Below are 17,854 nucleotides of genomic sequence, written 5' to 3' on the forward strand. Positions count from 1 at the left end.
ACCGCCAGGCAACTCAAACCAACTTTTGCGCCAACACCGCGATGTGCTCCGGCCCGATCCCGCAGCAGCCGCCCAGATGGCTGGCGCCACGCTTGTGCCAGTCAGTCGCCCATTGCAGATAGCCGGGCGGATCGAGGTCTTCGCGCAGGGGATCGAGCCCGTCGTTGGCCGTCGCTTCCTTCGGCTGCGGCGGGAAGGCGTTGGCGTAGGCACCTATGTGAATCTTCACCCCCAGGCGTTCGAAGGTATCCCGCGCCGCATCGATCGCCGCGCCGATCACTTCCGGTTGGCTGCAGTTGAACAGCAGCACTTCGACGCCCAGTTCGGCCGCCACCGCAGCGGCGTCCGCCACCGGTTCGCCGGAACGCAGGCGTGGCACTTCATCAGTGTCTTCGTCTTGGAGGGTGAACGACAGCCAGAACGGCTTGCCATCCTTCGGCAGCCCGGCGTGAATCGCCCGCGCTTCGACCGTGGAGCTCTGGGTCTCGGCCAGCCACAAATCGACATGAGGCGCCAGGCCGTTCACCAGGGGCGTCAGCAGTTCACTGGCACGGGAGGCGTCGAACAGATCCGGCCGATAGGAACCGAACAGCGGCGGCAGCGACCCGGCCACCCGCACCGCTTTGCCTGAAGCCTGTACCGCCCGTTGCGCCAATTCGCCAGCCAGCGCGGCCAAGGCCTGGCCTTCGGCAGCGAAACGCGCTTCGCCAATGTGGAACGGCACCACGGCGTAGCTGTTGCTGGTGATTACGTTGGCGCCGCTGGCAATGTAGGCCGCGTGCACGGCTTCTACCGCCTGGGGCGCTTCGCTCAAGGCCAGGGCCGACCACTCGGGCTGTCGGAACGGCGCGCCCCGGCGTTGCAGTTCACGGCCCATGCCGCCGTCGAGAATGACTGTCGTTGCTGCGCCCATATGCGATTCCCTCATAAGCTTATGAAAAATACTCACTACCGGAGTTGTTCTTATAACTATTTAATACGCACGATTCAGAGAACTACAACTTATTTTTCTAACAGGGCGCGTCACATGAAACTACAACCGTTGCTGGCCCTGGGCCTGACTCTCCTGGGCGCCTCCTCGCAAGCGTTCGCCGGCGCCACGCTGGACCGCATCGAACAGAAAAAAGAACTGGTTGGCGTGTTGATGGAAAGCTATCCACCCTTCTCGTTCCTCAACGATCAAAACCAACTCGATGGTTTTGACGTGGACGTCGCCAAGGCAGTCGCTGAAAAACTGGGCGTGAAGCTGCGCCTGGAAACGCCTTCATGGGACGTGATCGCGGCCGGTCGCTGGAGCGGGCGCTATGACATCTGCATCTGCTCCATGACGCCGAGCAAGGCGCGCGCCGAAGTGTTCGATTTTCCCGTGCAGTACTACGCCTCGCCAGCGGTGATCGTGGTCAACGCCAAGGACGACAGTATTCACGGCGCCAAGGACTTGAGCGGCAAGAAAGTCGGCCTCACCAGCGCCTCCAGCTACGAAAGCTACCTGAACAAGAACCTGGTGATCGAAGGCGCTGAAGATACCCAACTGAGCTATCCGTTCGAGGACGTGCAGATCGCCCCGTACGACACCGACAACGTAGCGTTCCAAGACCTGGGCCTCGGCGCCGGGGTGCGCCTGGATGCAGTACTGACCAACCTAGTGACCGCGCAGCCGCGCCTGACCGAAGACAAGCGTTTCAAACTGGCGGGCGAGGCGCTGTATTCCGAGCCCAACTCGGTCGCTATCGAAAAGGGTGACGCCGAGTGGAACAGCAAAGTGCGTGAAGTCTTCGCTCAGTTGAAACAGGACGGCACCTTGAGCAAACTCTCGCAAAAATGGATCGGCGCCGATATCAGCCAATGACTTCTTCTCCACCCCCTCAGCCACCGCCACCGGTGGCTGAGTCACGCCTGCAAAAAATCTTCGGTTTTCGCACCCGGTTGTACCTGACCTGGGCGGCGATGTTAGTGCTGTTCGCGAGTTTCTTCCTGAGCTTCGACCTGAAGTTCTCGATCATCCTCGACAAACTGCCGAACCTGCTGGGCGTGCATCTGGCGCCCAATGGCTTCTTGCAGGGCGCGGTGCTGACGTTGTTCCTATGCGTGTGCTCGATCTTCGCTTCCTCACTGCTGGGTTTCATCACCGCCCTGGCGCGGCTGTCCAGCAGCGCGGTGGCGTTCGGCATCGCCAGTTTCTACGCCTCGTTCTTTCGTGGCACGCCGCTGCTGATCCAGATCCTGCTGATCTACCTGGGCCTGCCACAGCTGGGTATGGTCCCCGGCGCCATTGCCGCCGGAATCATCGCCCTGTCGCTGAACTACGGCGCCTACCTGAGCGAGATCTTCCGCGCCGGCATCCTCGGCGTGCCCCACGGCCAACGCGAAGCCTCGCTGGCGCTGGGCATGGGCGAAACCGTGATCTTCTGGCGCGTCACCCTGCCCCAGGCCATGCGCACCATCATCCCGCCGACCACCAACCAGTTCATCTCCATGCTCAAGGACTCTTCATTGATCTCGGTGATGGGCGTCTGGGAAGTGATGTTCCTGGCGCAATCCTACGGTCGCTCGAGCTATCGCTATATCGAAATGCTGACTACGGCGGCGATCATTTACTGGTTGATGTCCATTGCGCTGGAGCTGATCCAGGCGCGGATGGAGCGGCATTATGGGAAGGCTTATCTCAAGCGCAGTTGATGGCCCACACGTAGTCAAACGGAACGGTCCGAGGATTGTGTAGGGAAAAGCCTATTCTCAAGAATGCCAATGCAGCGATGCGGTGATCGCAACACGAGAAGCCTACAGGCTCCATCGTCATGTCTCGCCAACGGCGAGAAGATGGCTGGCATCGTCTCCTGGATGAAATTTTTAAAGTGCGGACTCATTTCATGAGAGGCCGCACTCGATGCCTACCCAACACGTGTACCTGCCCCACCACCTCGCTCTGGCGATCGCCTTGGCGCTTGGCTGTGCCGAGGTTTCGATGGCTCAGTCAGTTGCCGATCAAGCCCGCTCCGTAGAAACGACCGCCCAGATGCAGGCTCGTCTCAAGGCGTTCGCGACTTCGAAGGATAAGAAGATCGATAAAGTCATCACAGCCCAAGAAGCAGCCCTGTCGAAAGGCGACGATAACGATCTGGTGATTTTAAAAAGCGGCGGCCAACTCATCGGGATCACCGACGGCGGCGGTGGTATCAATGTCTTGCAGCTGGATAACGCCAAGGGAGGCGAGTCGCCTGAAACACGCAACTTCCAGGATCTGCATGTAAAGCCAGGCGAATGGTCGAACAGCAGGGTTTTCAGCGGAAACAGCCTGATTGATTCCAAGGCTAAATTGATTAATACCGGAGCTATCGGCGGTGCGGTGCACGTTCTTGGCGAGTTCACTAACCAAGGCACGGTGGCCGGACCGGTTTTTGTAGGGAAAAATGCCAAGTTCAGCGGCAACGGGACGGTCGACGCACTGGACGTTGCAGGTTTGATGGAGGTCGGTCCTGAAGTCGGCGCCCCTTCGATTACCAACGATCTCAAGTTTTCCAAAAGCGCGATGCTGGTTTACGGAATCGATGCAGAAAAAGGAAGCGCGACGATAAAGGTTGGCGGTACCGCGACGTTAGGCAATGCGACGTTGAAAATCACGTCCTTGCCGGGCGAGTCCGTCGGCCAGAGTAAACACGTCGTGATAAAAGCAACCAAAATCGATGGTGAATTTGGGAAGGTCATCAACGAATTGGCCCTCGTGACAGCGACGACTGACTACACCACAGGTGCAGAAGTAGGACTGACCCTTACGCTCAAGGATGTGGCGCCTACGAAAGTCACCGACTCTGAAAATGGCCAAGCGGCTTTAGGCAGTATCCTGAAACAGGTCGAACCAAAGCAGTCAGGCCCCGTCGCCACCGAGCCGCGAACCAGTCAGCCCACATCAAATCCTAACGAACCACCGAAAGTAGCTACCGCCCCCAAACCCAACGCCGCCATCAACGCCCTACTCGGCACCAATATGGCTACAGCCGCCGACGCCATTGACCAGCTGGGCGGTTATGACACGGCGGACCTGGGCAACTCCACTCTCAGCAGCGTCGCACCGATCAGCAGCGGAATGCTTTCCGCCATGGGCCGGAACACCCCGTCGGGCGAATACGACAACGGCCAAGTCTGGATCCAGGCCATCGGCAACAGCGGCAGCCTCGCCAAGCAATTGGGCAGCTTTGCCCTCAAGCATTCGACAAAGGGCCTGATGCTGGGAACCGACTGGGCGATCAGCTCCGATTGGCGCTTGGGCATCATCGGCAGCAAGACCCAGACCCGGCTGGACAGTTATCAGTTCGACGGTGCCCTGGACAGTTGGCTCGCAGGCGCATACGCCTTACGCCAGGACGGGCCGCTGGCGCTGCGTCTGGGCGCTGTCTATGGCAATCATGACGGCAGCACCAATCGCCACGTAGCCTTCAACGGTTTCAGGGATCGTTTGAAAGGCCGCTACGATGCCACTACGCAGCAGGTCTTTGGACAGGTTGGCTACAACTGGGTTTTAGGTCATTTCGATATCGAGCCCTATGCCCAAGTTGGCTATCAACGCTACCAACGCGACGGCTATACCGAAAAAGGCGGGGACGCTGCGTTGCAGTACAACGGCCAGTCACAGCACCACTACAGCAGCGATTTGGGCTTGCGCCTCGTGCGCCCCTTCCTGTTTGATCGCGGCACACGCTTGACGCCGCGCCTGGACATCGGCTGGAAGCACCGCTACGGCGATGTCAGGGGCAGCTCCGATCAACGTCTGGCTGATGGGGGCAGTTCCTACACCATCGAAGGTGTCGAGTTGGACCGAGACAGCCTGCTGTTGCAAGCCGGGCTGGACCTGGCTGTTTCGCCACGTCACACCCTGGGATTGAGCTACAGCGGTGAAACCGGCCAGGACAACCGCAACGGTGCACTCATGGGCCAGTGGAGAATGATGTTCTGACAGGCAAAAAAAGGGGAGCACATGCCCCCCCGAGGTTAAAGCGTTGTATCGAGGCTGTTCTGTCAGCCTTCGATCTCGACCAGGATCTCACCCGGGTTGACCCGGTCGCCCTTGGCCACATGAATGGCGGTGACCTTGCCGGCGATGGCGGCCTGCACTTCGGTTTCCATCTTCATGGCTTCGGTGATCAGCACAGCCTGGCCGGCCTTCACCATGTCGCCCTCCTTGACCAGCACATCGACGATGTTGCCCGGCATGGTGGTGCTGACGTGGCCCGGCGCAGTGGCTTGCTTGCGCTTGCTGCTGCCGCCGCCGACAAATTCATTGAGCGGTTCGAAAACGACTTCTTCCGGCATGCCATCGATGGACAGGTAGAAGTGACGCTTGCCTTCAGCCTTGACGCCCACGCCAGTGATATCCACGCGATAGGTTTCACCGTGAACATCGATGACGAACTCGGTCGGCACACCTTCACCACCCGCGGAGCTCACGCTGCCTGCCTCAGGAATTGGCAGCAGCACTTCCGGGGTCAGGGTGCCGGCATCGCGTTCCTCGAGGAATTTGCGACCGATGTCCGGAAACATCGCATAGGTCAGCACGTCTTCCTCGGATTTGGCCAAGGCGCCGATCTCTCCACGCAGCCGGGTCATTTCCGGCTTGAGCAGGTCGGCGGGACGGACGTCGATCACGTCTTCACTGCCGATGGCCTGGCGACGCAACTTCTCGTTCACCGCGCCCGGGGCCTTGCCGTAGCCACCCTGCAGATAGAGTTTCACTTCGTTGGTGATGGTCTTGTAGCGCTCACCGGCCAACACGTTGAAGAACGCCTGGGTACCCACGATCTGCGAGGTAGGAGTCACCAGCGGCGGGAAGCCGAGGTCTTCACGCACACGCGGGATTTCCGCCAGTACTTCGTTCATGCGGTTCAACGCGCCCTGCTCTTTGAGCTGGTTGGCGAGGTTGGAGATCATGCCGCCCGGCACTTGGTTGACCTGAACGCGGGTATCCACCGCAGTGAACTCGCTTTCGAACTGGTGGTATTTCTTGCGCACAGCGTAGAAATACAGGCCAATTTCCTGCAGCAGTTCCAGGTCCAGGCCGGTGTCGAATTCACTGCCTTTAAGGGCCGCGACCATCGATTCGGTGCCCGGATGGCTGGTGCCCCAGGCGAAGCTGGAGATCGCGGTGTCAATGTGGTCGGCACCGTTTTCGATGGCCTTGAGTTGGCACATCGCGGCCAGGCCGGCGGTATCGTGGGAGTGGATGAACACCGGCAGCGATTGCTCGGCCTTCAGCGCTTTCACCAGCTCGCCAGTGGCGTACGGCGTAAGCAGGCCGGCCATGTCCTTGATCGCCACCGAATCGCAACCCATGGCTTCCATCTGTTTGGCCTGGGCCACGAAAGCTTCAATGGTGTGCACCGGGCTGGTGGTGTAGGCGATGGTGCCCTGAGCATGCTTGCCAGCAGCCTTCACGGCTTCGATGGCAACGCGCAGGTTACGCACGTCGTTCATCGCGTCGAAGATACGGAACACATCGATACCGTTGACCGCAGCCTTGGCGACAAACGCCCTGACCACGTCATCGCTGTAATGACGGTAGCCCAGCAGGTTCTGGCCGCGCAGGAGCATTTGCAAGCGAGTGTTGGGCAGCGCCGCGCGCAGTTGGCGCAGGCGCTCCCATGGATCTTCTTTCAAAAAGCGCACGCACGCGTCAAAGGTTGCGCCGCCCCAGACTTCCAGCGACCAATAGCCGACTTTGTCGAGCTTGTCGCAGATCGGCAGCATGTCTTCGGTGCGCATGCGGGTGGCGAGCAGCGATTGGTGGGCGTCGCGCAGGATTGTGTCGGTTACGTGGATCTTCTTGGACATTGTCATGATTCCTTACAGGCCTGCGTGGGCGGCAATGGCGGCGGCGATGGCCAGGGCCAGCTCTTCGGGTTTGCGCTTGATCGAGTAGTTGGTCAGTTCAGGGTGGCTTTCAACGAAGCTGGTATTGAACTGGCCGCTGCGGAATTCCGGATTGCGCAGGATCTCCTGGTAATACGCGGCGGTGGTCTTGACCCCCTGCAGGCGCATGTCATCCAGGGCTCGCAGGCCACGGTCCATCGCTTCTTCCCAGGTCAATGCCCAGACCACCAGCTTCAGGCACATCGAATCGTAGAACGGCGGAATGGTGTAGCCGGTGTAGATCGCCGTGTCGGTGCGCACGCCCGGGCCGCCCGGAGCGTAATAACGGGTGATCTTGCCGAAGCTGGGCAGGAAATTGTTTTTCGGGTCTTCGGCGTTGATTCGGAACTGCAACGCAAAGCCACGGTGCTGGATGTCTTCTTGCTTGACCGACAGCGGCAGCCCGGAGGCGATGCGGATCTGTTCGCGGACAATGTCGATACCGGTGATTTCTTCAGTGATGGTGTGTTCCACCTGCACTCGGGTGTTCATCTCCATGAAGTACACCTCGCCTTCGGCGAGCAGGAACTCCACGGTGCCGGCATTCTCGTAGCCCACGGCCTTGGCGGCGCGCACCGACAAGTCACCGATGTAGGCGCGCTGCTCGGGCGTCAGCTGCGGGCTCGGGGCGATTTCGATCAGCTTCTGGTTGCGGCGCTGGATCGAGCAGTCCCGTTCGAACAGGTGCACGACGTTGCCGAAACTGTCGCCCAGGATCTGCGCTTCGATGTGCTTGGGATTGACGATGCATTTTTCCAGGAACACTTCCGCCGAACCGAACGCCTTGGTGGCTTCGGAAATCACCCGCGGGAAGGCCTGTTCGAGTTCTTCACGACTGTTGCAACGACGGATGCCACGGCCACCGCCGCCGGACGTGGCCTTGAGCATGACCGGGTAACCAATCCGATCACCTTCGGTCAGCGCCTCTTCGATGCCCGCTACGTTGCCTTCGGTCCCCGGCGTGACCGGCACACCAGCCTTGATCATGCTGCGGCGCGCTTCGGTCTTGTCGCCCATGCGGCGAATGACTTCCGCGGACGGGCCAATGAATTTGATACCACGTTCAGCGCAGATGTCTGCCAGCTCGGCGTTTTCCGAGAGGAAACCATAGCCGGGATGCAACGCATCACAACCGGTTTCCACCGCCAGGTTCACCAGTTTGCGTGGGTTGAGATAACCGGCCAGCGGATCGGCGCCAATGCTGTGGGCCTCGTCCGCACGTTTGACATGCAAGGCGTGGCGGTCGGCGTCGGAATAGACCGCGACCGAGCGGATGCCCATCTCTGCACAGGCGCGGACGATGCGGACGGCAATCTCACCACGGTTGGCGATCAGGATCTTTGTTATCAATTGGAGGTTCCCTTGAGCCGGTGATACCCACGGCCCGAGGTTCAGGCCGATGCGTGACCAGATGTAACAATTGGTCGCAGCTCCACACTAGTCCGGGGCGTCGATTAACAAAAATGAATAATTATTGGGTCGTGCATAAGCAAAGACTTATAGTTGCGTTATCCGCCCCACACCAAAGAGTCTAGAAAATGCGTAAGTCATTGATGCGTATGACATTGCGTCAACTGCAAATTTTCAACGAGGTGTGCGATCTGAGGTCCTACAGCCGTGCGGCCGACGAAATGTCTCTCACACAACCGGCCGTTAGCCTACAGATTCGATCTTTGGAAGAGCTGATTGGCCAGCCGTTATTCGAATATGTCGGCAAAAAACTCTACATGACCGAGGCCGCCGAAGCCCTGCAACGTGCCAGCCGTGACATTTTCGGGCGCCTGGAAAACCTCGACATGCAGCTCTCGGACATGCAGGGTTCGCTGCAGGGCCAATTGAAGCTTGCGGTGGAATCCAGCGCCAAGTATTTCGTCCCGCACCTGTTCGCTGCGTTCAAGCGCCAGCATCCCGAGGTGAACCTGAACCTCACGGTGGTCAATCGCGGTCAAGTCATCCGGCGGCTCTCGGACAACCGTGACGACTTGGTGATCATGTCCATGGTGCCTCAGGACATGGGGCTGGAATTCCTGCCGTTCCTCAACAATCCAATCGTCGCCGTGGCGCCGCCCGACCATCCGCTGTGCCATATGGGCTCATTGCGATTGCAGGATCTGGAGCCCTACACCCTGCTGTTGCGCGAACCAGGGTCCGGCACGCGGCTGGCCTGCGAGGAATACTTCAAGGAGAAACGGGTGCATTTCACCCAGACGCTGGAAGTGGCGTCGGCGGAGGCCCAGCGCGAATGCGTGGTAGCCGGGCTGGGCGTGGCGCTGTTGACACGCCACGCCGTAAGCCGGGAACTATCGTCCGGCGCGCTCATTGAGTTGCCGGTGGAGGAATTGCCGCTGTACCGCAGCTGGTGCCTGGTGCAGGCCAGGGCGAAGCGCTTGTCACCCGTCGCGCATGCCTTCCTGGCGTTCGTACGCGGCGAGCGCGCTCAGATCATCGCCCTGGTTGAACGTTTCGACGGGAAGCCGCCGGTGTTGCCTGCCAGTAATTGAACTCTGCAGCGTCAGGAAATTCGCTGATCTGTGCCAGAAGCTGGCGCTGTTCATAGCGGTCTTCGATGGCACGACGGAACGCCATGCGGCGCTGGTCTTCCTGCTGTCGACGGGTTTTGACGGCGCTGCGTTCTTCGTAGGACTGGGTCATGTCGAGACTCCCAAGACGTATACGGGAGCTTCAAGATGACGGCGCGGGATGACGATTTGGCGGCGCGAGGGTTACAGAACGATGAATTTGCGCAGATGAACCCGAGGCTCCAGGATCTGCGCTCAGTCGTCCAGCGCCTTCACCGACTTGGGCGACAATCGCAAGCTGCGAAGGCTTCGCTTCACACTCTTCAGATGATTGACCAGGCTCGGCCCACGCGCCATGGCCACGCCCATTGCCAGTACATCGATAACCACCAGATGGGCGATGCGCGAGGTCAATGGTGTATAGATTTCGGTGTCTTCATGCACATCGATCGCCAGGTTCACCGTCGACAGCTCAGCCAATGGAGTCTGGCTCGGGCACAGGGTGATCAACGAGGCGCCGCTTTCGCGAACCAGATTCGCGGTAATCAACAGATCCTTGGAACGCCCCGATTGGGAAATACAGATCGCCACATCGGTGGGTTTCAACGTGACCGCTGACATCGCCTGCATGTGCGGGTCGGAATACGCCGCTGCGGTGAGCAACAAACGGAAGAACTTGTGCTGTGCATCGGCGGCCACCGCACCGGAAGCGCCAAAACCGTAGAACTCGACACGCTGGGCCTGGGACATGGCCGTCACGGCTTTTTGCAACGCCACCGGGTCGAGCTTCTCGCGAACCTCCATCAACGTGTGCAGGGTCGTGTCGAAGATCTTCAGGCTGTAGTCGGCGACCGAGTCGTCTTCATGGATGGCAAACTGGCCGAAGCTCGCACCAGCCGCCAGGCTCTGCGCCAACTTGAGCTTCAGATCCTGGAAACCCGAACAACCGATGGCCCGGCAAAAACGCACGATGGTCGGTTCGCTGATACCGACGCTGTGGGCAAGATCAGCCATGGAACTGTGCATCACGGCCGCCGGATCAAGCAGTACGTGATCAGCGACTTTCAGCTCCGACTTGCGCAGCAGGTGGCGTGATTGGGCGATGTGTTGCAACAGGTTCAAGGGGCTGGACTCTTGTTATGGGCGGGTGCCGGGATGTAGCAAGCTTGTAGTTATACTACAAGAATTGGCCTTTTGCCTGTCCAATACGTAACTGGATTGTCTCGCGGCCCCTTGTTTTGGCAGAGGATCGTCAGATGTAGCAGCTTGTGCGGTAGCACAACCGCCAGCGCTGCAAACCTGCGGGGTTCAGGCGCAACCTGAGCCTTCAACTTCGAAAAGACCATTTCTTTAATGGCTGGCAACTGGGTAGCTATCTAGAAGTCCGCACCCGGGCTAATAAGCCAGCAACTCCAGGGCGTTCTTTTACATGCTCTAAGCAACAACCTCTCGTTACAACCTAAACCTTAATCACTCACCCACACCCAGATCAAACTGTATATATTGATTCCCGCAGGACGCAATCAACTTAATTACAGGAGTTACTATGAATACTAAACCTACTAAACCTACTAAACCTACTATTAATACTAAAAATTGGACCGCACAAATTGATCGCATGCCAGGCGCTGCGTCGTTCCGTACCTGCGGCACCGTAACCGTGCCACATGCCGGCGTTATCCCGACGCTGAAACGAAGCGAACAGCAGGACAAGTCCTTGAATCTGAATCTGGACTTAAGTCTGGAAGGCTCCGGCGAAACCTCGCTGCAAGTTGTAACTGACAAGCAAGTCGAATACAAAGAACTGGGTGCATCCAACGTCACTGGCGTCAACATCTATTTCAACGGCGAACTAGTGAAGCACATCGATAAAATTCTGATTACCGACTAAGCAATCACCCGTACATAACTTCCCGCCAGACGATTCCTTCGTCCGGCGGGAAGTTACCGTCATGAATAACTTAATTCAAACCAAGTGTTGCGCTCGTAACAACCCAGCCAACCCCTCGGCTTCCACGGGGCGGCTGATCAGATACCCTTGCACTTCATCGCAGCGCTCACTTCTCAAGAAGTCGAGCTGCTCCTGCCGCTCTACGCCTTCGGCGACTACCTTGAGCGACAACCCATGGGCCATTGCAATGATCGCTCGTGTAATCGCCGCGTCTTCTCCACCCTCCCCTAGCCCACGAATGAAGGCTTGGTCGATCTTCACGTAATCCACCGGAATGCGCTTGAGGTAGCTCAGGGATGAGTAGCCGGTACCGAAATCGTCGATCGCCAGCTTGACCCCAAGGTCGCGCAGCTGCTGGAAGGTGGCAATGATATGTTCGACGCTGTCGAGCAACTGGCTCTCGGTCAACTCCAACTCCAGGTGCTGGGGCTCCAGGCCGGTTTCTTCCAGCACTTGCCGCACCAGGCTGACAAGCTTTCCCTGGCGCAATTGGTGCACCGACAGATTGACCGACATCCTGATCGGCGCAAGCCCTTGGCGCTGCCATTCGCATGCCTGCCAACAGGCCTGGCGCAACACGAACTCACCAATCGACCCGATTAGCCCGGTCTCTTCAGCCAAGCCAATGAAATCTCCCGGTGGGACTTGACCCATGGTTGGATGGTCCCAGCGCACCAACGCCTCGGCGCCGTTCAGGCGACCAGTCGCCAGGCACAGCTTGGGCTGATAGAAGACCTTCAGCTGTTTTTCTTCGAGAGCCTTGCGCAACTGGTTTTCCAGTTGCAGCCGCTCCAGCGTGCTGGCCTGCAAACTATCGGTGTAAAACTGAAAGTTATTACCACCCAGGTGCTTGGCATGTTGCATGGCTATGTTTGCCTGGCTGACCAGTGTGGAAACTTCCCGCGCATTGTCAGGCAACAGGCTGATGCCGATGGATGCGCTGATCACCAGCTCGTGGCCATCGACGGTCAGCGGCACGCGCAGCTTGGCCGCCAGCCGGGTCGCCACCCGGGCGAGACTCGAAAGGTTGCCATAGGCGTCGAACAGTACCGCGAACTCGTCGCCGGACAATCGGGCGATGGTGTCGGCTTCGGGCAATGCATTGATCAAGCGCCGGGCCATTTTCTGCAGTAATTGGTCGGCGATGTCATGACCAAGGCTGTCGTTGAGCAGCTTGAAACGGTCCAGGTTGATATGCAGCAACGCCAGGCTCCGCCGCCCGCCCTGGCGCACTCGCTGGTGGGCTTCGTTCAGGCGCTCGCGGAACAGCGAGCGGTTCGCCAACCCGGTCAGCTCATCGTAATGGGTGAGATAACGCATCCGCTCTTCGGACTCGCGTCGAGCCGAAAGATCAGCGAAGAAGCCCACTATATGGCTGACATTTCCCCGAAGGTCTCGCACAACGTTCAATTGCAGCCACTGCGGGTAGAGCTCGCCGTTGGCGCGCGCTTCCACCAGTTCGCCTTGCCAAGTGCCGTGCTGCTTCAAGGCCTGGCGGATGATCGGATAGTGCCGGCGCGCGTCGCGACTGCACGGCAAATCAACCACATTGCAACCCAGCATGTCGGCGATATTGAAGCCCGTCACCCGCGTGAACGCCTGATTGGCCGCAAGCAACGCGTAGTTGGGGTCGAAAATCACGATACCTTCACTGGCGGCCTCAAATACCGTGGCCGCCAGTTGCCGCTGTTGTTCAAGCTCTTTGCTGGCGCTGATGTTTCGCCGGGTGCCGACCATGCGCAGCACCCGACCACTCGCGCTGCGCTCCACCGCCCGGCCGCGATCTTCGATCCAGACCCAATGACCGTCCCCATGGCGCACTCGGTATTCGATCTGATAATCCTCGCTGCGCCCTTTGAGATGCTCGATCAGGGCGCGCTTGAGCGCCGGGAGATCCTGAGGATGCAGGCGCGGAGTGAGGTGACTGAGCATGGCAGTAATGTATTCGGGCTCCAGGCCAAACAGCTCCTTGAGTTGGGTGTGATGGACTTCATCGGTCTGCAGGTTCCAATCCCACAACCCCAGCTCGCTTGCCTTTAGGGCCAGCGCCAGACGCGCTTCACTTTTACTCAGGGCTTGGCTGGCCGCCTCCAGCTCAAGGCTGCGCTGCTCGACCCGCGCCTCCAGCCCAACCTGCGCCGTACGCAGCTGGGCCTCGGCGGAACGGCGTTGTTCGACTTCCCTGCCCAACGCCTCGTTAAGCTGCGAACTACGGGCTTGCGTCTGCTGCAGGTGCTCGATCAGTGCCTGATTCTGGAAGCGTCGCAACATTCCATTTCGTATCACCCGGTTGACCTGCCAGGCCACCACGCTGAGCGACACCAGCACAATCAGCCCGAGCCAACCCCACCCGCGCTGATGCTCATCGCCACCCCAGAAAAGATAACCGATGGCCGGTAGCAGACAGGGCAGCGTAAAGGATAGAAATGCCGGAAGGCTCACGGCATAAGCGACGCTGGCCGAGAGGGTGGCTGCGCCGATCAGCCCAAACACCCATGCCTGTTGCTGAAAGCTGTCGGCCGGCACCAGGGCAATGCCGGCAGCCGCCAACGTCAGACCGGTCATGGCTGAGCCCAACAAAAACATACGCAACCAGACCGGGTGCGCCTGGCGGCTGGGCATCGCCGAATCAAAAGCGGCCACCTGAATCACCCGCAGCGCCACCAGTGACAGCAGCCAGACCAGCCACACACTCACCAGGAAATAACGCGACGGCTCCCACAACAGCGCGGCGCAGACCAGCCCGTTGATCAGCATGAAGAGGGTGGGCAGCAGCGAGCCCTGATATAACAACCTTGTGCGTTCGACCGCCATTTCCGTGGCGTACTGCTTGCAGATGATCCGCGGATCCACACAAGGGCCCGCCAGATCGGAATTGAAGGTCATAGGTGATGTTCTTGTTCTTATTCAAGGATGCATGGTGCATCCGAAACGAGCCCCGAGCATACACAAGCCAAAGGGCATCCCACACTGCTCTCGCTCATAAAAATGCCGAAAAAACTGCCATTTCATTGAGTGCCAGTCGCGTCAAGCCCGACCCGCAAAGGCTTGTAGGCGCTGACCAGCCGGTCATCACCAAACGGTCTTTTATCGGCTGATGCGAAGCTCGGTTTGCCCGGGGTGACGCCGCACCCTAGAATGCTTCGATGCGCGATGATCTCTCCCTTCTGTTGAACTCCCTAAACGATGCCCAACGCCAGGCAGTTGCTGCCTCCGTGGGCCGTCAATTGGTCCTGGCCGGTGCCGGCTCCGGCAAGACCCGAGTGCTGGTGCACCGTATCGCCTGGTTGATCCAGGTCGAGAACGCCTCGCCCCATTCGATTCTGTCAGTGACTTTTACCAACAAGGCCGCTGCCGAGATGCGTCATCGCATCGAACAGTTGATGGGCCTCAATCCGGCTGGCATGTGGGTCGGTACGTTCCACGGCCTGGCGCACCGCCTGTTGCGTGCCCATTGGCAGGAGGCCGGCCTGAGCCAGACCTTCCAGATCCTCGACAGCGACGATCAGCAGCGGTTGGTCAAGCGCGTCATCCGCGAACTGGGCCTGGACGAACAACGCTGGCCCGCCCGTCAGGCCCAGTGGTTCATCAACGGCCAGAAAGACGAAGGCCTGCGCCCGCAACACATCCAGGCCAGTGGCGACTTGTTCCTGGCGACCATGCGCAGCATCTACGAAGCCTACGAAGCAGCATGCCAACGTGCCGGGGTCATCGACTTTTCGGAGCTGCTGCTGCGGGCGCTGGACCTGTGGCGCGACCATCCGGGCCTGCTGGCGCACTATCAGAAACGCTTCCGGCATGTCCTGGTGGACGAATTCCAGGACACCAACGCCGTTCAGTACGCTTGGCTGCGCCTGCTTGCCAAGGGCGGCGACAGCCTGATGGTCGTAGGCGACGACGACCAGTCGATCTACGGCTGGCGCGGTGCCAAAATCGAAAATATTCATCAGTATTCGGCGGACTTTCCGGACGCCGAAGTCATCCGCCTGGAACAGAACTACCGCTCCACCGCCGGTATCCTCAAGGCCGCCAACGCTCTCATCGCCAACAATACCGGCCGCCTGGGCAAAGAGCTGTGGACTGACGGCAGCGAAGGCGAGGCGATCAATCTCTACGCCGCATTCAATGAACACGATGAAGCCCGCTATGTAGTGGAAACCATCGAAAGCGCGTTGAAGACCGGCCTGGCCCGCAGCGATATCGCCATCCTGTATCGCTCCAACGCGCAGTCGCGGGTCTTGGAAGAAGCCTTGTTGCGCGAACGGATCCCATACCGGATCTACGGTGGCCAACGCTTCTTCGAGCGCGCGGAGATCAAGAACGCCATGGCCTACCTGCGCCTGATCGAAGGGCGCGGCAACGATGCCGCCCTGGAGCGGGTGATCAACGTGCCAACGCGGGGCATTGGCGAGAAAACCGTCGAAGCGATTCGCGACCATGCCCGCCACAGCCATGTGTCGATGTGGGAAGCCATGCGCCAGTTAGTCGACAACAAAGGCGTAACCGGCCGCGCAGCCGGGGCGCTGAAGGCGTTTATCGATCTGATAGAAGACCTGGCTGCCAAATGCGCCGAAATGCCCCTGCACTTGATGACCCAGACCGTCATCGAGCAGTCTGGCCTGATTGCCTACCACGAAGCGGAAAAGGGCGAGAAAGGCCAGGCCCGGGTGGAAAACCTTGAGGAACTGGTCAGCGCTGCGCGCAACTTCGAAACCACGGACGAAGATGGGGACTTGTCCCCCTTGTCGGCGTTCCTGGGGCATGCGTCCCTGGAGGCCGGCGACACCCAGGCCGATGAGCACGAGGACAGCATCCAATTGATGACCCTCCACAGCGCCAAGGGCTTGGAGTTCCCGTACGTATTCCTGGTGGGCATGGAGGAAGGCTTGTTTCCTCACAAGATGAGTCTGGAAGAACCGGGCCGCCTGGAAGAAGAGCGGCGCCTGGCCTACGTCGGCATCACCCGGGCCATGCAGAACCTGGTGCTGACTTATGCTGAAACCCGTCGTTTGTATGGCAGCGAGACCTACAACAAGGTGTCTCGTTTCGTACGCGAAGTGCCGAAGGGTCTCATCCAGGAAGTGCGACTTTCCAACAGCGTCAGCCGTCCGTTCGGCGGCAGCCAGCAGCAAGGCACCAGCAGCCTGTTTGGCGGCAGCGATATACCGGAAACCGGCTTCAGCCTCGGCCAGGCTGTGCGCCATTCGGTATTTGGCGACGGCGTGATCCTCAATTTCGAAGGCGCTGGAGCCCAGGCTCGGGTCCAGGTCAACTTCAGCGAAGGCAGCAAATGGCTGATGCTGGGGTATGCCAAGCTGGAAGCAATCTAAGATTCGCAGGGACCCTATGGGAGCGAAGGCTCGCCCCCCATAGGTGATCCACTGAGCTTTCCGATAGAACTTGTTTACCTTTCCTACAGCCCAAAGCGAACAAGCCTTCTTGCACAGCCGAACCTGAACCTCGGCTGTCATGCAAAAGCCCGAAACACTCTGCCGCTAGCCAGCAACAGCTCACCTGTGCAACATGGGCCGCGTGCTACTCACAAATGGGAATGCCTTTATATGAAACGTTTTCTTAGCATCGCCATGGCGCTGTGCATCGGCCTGACGATGGCAATCGACGCCAATGCCGCCAAGCGTTTTGGCGGTGGTAAAAGTTCGGGCGCGGCCCCGACTCACCAGACCAGCCAGATGGCGCCGTCCTCTGCGGCCGGGTCCACTGCCGCCACCGCAGGCGCGGCCGGTGCCGCAGGCGCTGCCACCAAGGCCAGCGGCGCGTCGCGCTGGCTCGGCCCCTTGGCCGGTATCGCCGCCGGTGGCCTGCTCGCCTCCATGTTCATGGGTGACGGCTTCCAAGGCATGCAGATCTTCGACATCCTGATCATGGCGGTCATCGCCTTCCTGGTCTTCCGCTTCATTGCCGCTCGTCGTCGCAAGCAGCAAGAGCAACTGGCTCCAGCCGGCCACGCGCCAATGCAGCGTGAGGTGTTCAACCAGCCACCAGCCAGCGGTTCGATTTTCGGTGGTTCGGCAGCGCCTGTGGCCGCTCGTCCGGTCATCAATGCGCCGGCCTGGTTCAACGAAGAACGTTTCATCGAAGCGGCGCGTAGCCACTTCATGTCCCTGCAGCAACATTGGGACGCGAACGAAATGGACAAAATTGCCGAGTTCGTGACCCCGCAACTGCTGGAGTTCCTTAAGCGCGAACGTGCCGAGCTGGGTGATGGCTTCCAGTCCACCTATATCGACAATCTGCAGGTGCAACTGGACGGCGTCGATGATCGCGCCGACAAGACCATCGCCACCCTGACCTTCAGCGGTTTGTCGAAGGATTCTCGCTTCGACAAAGGCGAAGCGTTCAGCGAAAGCTGGAACATGGAACGCGCCCAGGGCGATGACCAGCCCTGGATGGTGGCCGGGATTCGCCAGAACGGTTGAACCTTTGCCCGTTTTGCATGTTGAAATAAAAGAACCCCGGCTCAGGC

Annotated in this window: 13 protein-coding genes; 7 read left to right on the forward strand and 6 right to left on the reverse strand. The window is 59.4% G+C overall.

Annotation, left to right across the window (positions count from 1 at the left end; translation table 11 throughout):
• Positions 1–13 precede the first annotated feature (13 nt).
• Entirely contained in the window at positions 14–913 is a 900-nt protein-coding gene (locus HU742_RS23615; protein ID WP_186644906.1) for a homocysteine S-methyltransferase family protein, read from the reverse strand.
• A gap of 114 nt (positions 914–1,027) precedes the next feature.
• Here HU742_RS23615 and HU742_RS23620 point away from each other — a divergent pair, with 114 nt between their 5' ends.
• From HU742_RS23620 to HU742_RS23630, 3 genes are all read left to right on the forward strand, one after another.
• Positions 1,028–1,849: an ABC transporter substrate-binding protein gene (locus HU742_RS23620; protein ID WP_186633188.1), complete on the forward strand. Its 822-nt coding sequence runs from the start codon at positions 1,028–1,030 to the stop codon at positions 1,847–1,849.
• On the forward strand, positions 1,846–2,679 hold the full coding sequence (locus tag HU742_RS23625; RefSeq protein WP_186644907.1) for an amino acid ABC transporter permease: 834 nt from the start codon (positions 1,846–1,848) through the stop codon (positions 2,677–2,679). Before HU742_RS23620 ends, HU742_RS23625 begins: the two co-directional genes overlap by 4 nt.
• Positions 2,680–2,887: 208 nt before the next feature.
• The gene (locus tag HU742_RS23630) at positions 2,888–4,951 is read left to right on the forward strand and encodes an autotransporter outer membrane beta-barrel domain-containing protein (protein WP_186644908.1); all 2,064 of its coding nucleotides are present in this window, start codon (positions 2,888–2,890) and stop codon (positions 4,949–4,951) included.
• Between the two features lie 62 nt (positions 4,952–5,013).
• Here HU742_RS23630 and oadA read toward each other — a convergent pair whose 3' ends face one another.
• On the reverse strand, positions 5,014–6,822 hold the full coding sequence (gene oadA, locus HU742_RS23635) for a sodium-extruding oxaloacetate decarboxylase subunit alpha (RefSeq protein ID WP_186633197.1): 1,809 nt from the start codon (positions 6,820–6,822) through the stop codon (positions 5,014–5,016).
• Between the two features lie 12 nt (positions 6,823–6,834).
• Positions 6,835–8,250, reverse strand: a complete 1,416-nt coding sequence (locus tag HU742_RS23640) for an acetyl-CoA carboxylase biotin carboxylase subunit (RefSeq protein WP_003187105.1) — start codon at positions 8,248–8,250, stop codon at positions 6,835–6,837.
• Between the two features lie 188 nt (positions 8,251–8,438).
• On the opposite strand from HU742_RS23640, the gene HU742_RS23645 reads away from it, so the two are divergent.
• A complete protein-coding gene (locus tag HU742_RS23645; protein WP_186633200.1) occupies positions 8,439–9,401 on the forward strand; it encodes a LysR family transcriptional regulator in 963 nt (320 codons plus the stop codon).
• Here HU742_RS23645 and HU742_RS23650 read toward each other — a convergent pair.
• Positions 9,343–9,552: a PA3496 family putative envelope integrity protein gene (locus HU742_RS23650; RefSeq protein ID WP_186633203.1), complete on the reverse strand. Its 210-nt coding sequence runs from the start codon at positions 9,550–9,552 to the stop codon at positions 9,343–9,345. The two genes, HU742_RS23645 and HU742_RS23650, sit on opposite strands and share 59 nt — an antisense overlap.
• Before the next feature lie 122 nt (positions 9,553–9,674).
• Positions 9,675–10,541 carry a transcriptional regulator HexR gene (hexR, locus tag HU742_RS23655; RefSeq protein WP_003187110.1) on the reverse strand — a complete coding sequence of 289 codons (867 nt, stop codon included), beginning with the start codon at positions 10,539–10,541 and terminating at the stop codon, positions 9,675–9,677.
• A 424-nt stretch (positions 10,542–10,965) separates the two neighbouring features.
• Between hexR and HU742_RS23660 the strand changes: the two genes are divergently transcribed.
• Positions 10,966–11,310 (forward strand): hypothetical protein, encoded by a 345-nt coding sequence (locus tag HU742_RS23660; protein ID WP_186644909.1) that lies wholly within the window; start codon positions 10,966–10,968, stop codon positions 11,308–11,310.
• Positions 11,311–11,385: 75 nt separating this feature from the next.
• On the opposite strand, the gene HU742_RS23665 is transcribed toward HU742_RS23660, so the two are convergent.
• Positions 11,386–14,256, reverse strand: coding sequence for a putative bifunctional diguanylate cyclase/phosphodiesterase (locus tag HU742_RS23665; protein ID WP_186644911.1), 2,871 nt, complete (start codon positions 14,254–14,256; stop codon positions 11,386–11,388).
• 260 nt (positions 14,257–14,516) lie between these two features.
• Here HU742_RS23665 and uvrD point away from each other — a divergent pair, with 260 nt between their 5' ends.
• Positions 14,517–16,700 (forward strand): DNA helicase II, encoded by a 2,184-nt coding sequence (gene uvrD, locus HU742_RS23670; RefSeq protein ID WP_186633212.1) that lies wholly within the window; start codon positions 14,517–14,519, stop codon positions 16,698–16,700.
• A 231-nt stretch (positions 16,701–16,931) separates the two neighbouring features.
• Complete coding sequence (locus tag HU742_RS23675; RefSeq protein WP_186633215.1) at positions 16,932–17,807, forward strand: Tim44 domain-containing protein; 876 nt, start codon at positions 16,932–16,934, stop codon at positions 17,805–17,807.
• Positions 17,808–17,854 lie beyond the last annotated feature (47 nt).

The sequence above is a fragment of the Pseudomonas marvdashtae genome (assembly GCF_014268655.2).
Classification (GTDB): Bacteria; Pseudomonadota; Gammaproteobacteria; order Pseudomonadales; family Pseudomonadaceae; genus Aquipseudomonas; species Aquipseudomonas marvdashtae.

Coding starts and splice junctions, on each gene's coding strand:
- HU742_RS23665 (WP_186644911.1), bottom strand. CDS start 14,256: ATGACCTTCAATTCCGATCTGGCGGGCCCTTGTGTGGATCCGCGGATC.
- HU742_RS23675 (WP_186633215.1), top strand. CDS start 16,932: ATGAAACGTTTTCTTAGCATCGCCATGGCGCTGTGCATCGGCCTGACG.
- HU742_RS23620 (WP_186633188.1), top strand. CDS start 1,028: ATGAAACTACAACCGTTGCTGGCCCTGGGCCTGACTCTCCTGGGCGCC.
- HU742_RS23625 (WP_186644907.1), top strand. CDS start 1,846: ATGACTTCTTCTCCACCCCCTCAGCCACCGCCACCGGTGGCTGAGTCA.
- oadA (WP_186633197.1), bottom strand. CDS start 6,822: ATGTCCAAGAAGATCCACGTAACCGACACAATCCTGCGCGACGCCCAC.
- HU742_RS23650 (WP_186633203.1), bottom strand. CDS start 9,552: ATGACCCAGTCCTACGAAGAACGCAGCGCCGTCAAAACCCGTCGACAG.
- HU742_RS23630 (WP_186644908.1), top strand. CDS start 2,888: ATGCCTACCCAACACGTGTACCTGCCCCACCACCTCGCTCTGGCGATC.
- HU742_RS23615 (WP_186644906.1), bottom strand. CDS start 913: ATGGGCGCAGCAACGACAGTCATTCTCGACGGCGGCATGGGCCGTGAA.
- HU742_RS23645 (WP_186633200.1), top strand. CDS start 8,439: ATGCGTAAGTCATTGATGCGTATGACATTGCGTCAACTGCAAATTTTC.
- uvrD (WP_186633212.1), top strand. CDS start 14,517: ATGCGCGATGATCTCTCCCTTCTGTTGAACTCCCTAAACGATGCCCAA.
- HU742_RS23660 (WP_186644909.1), top strand. CDS start 10,966: ATGAATACTAAACCTACTAAACCTACTAAACCTACTATTAATACTAAA.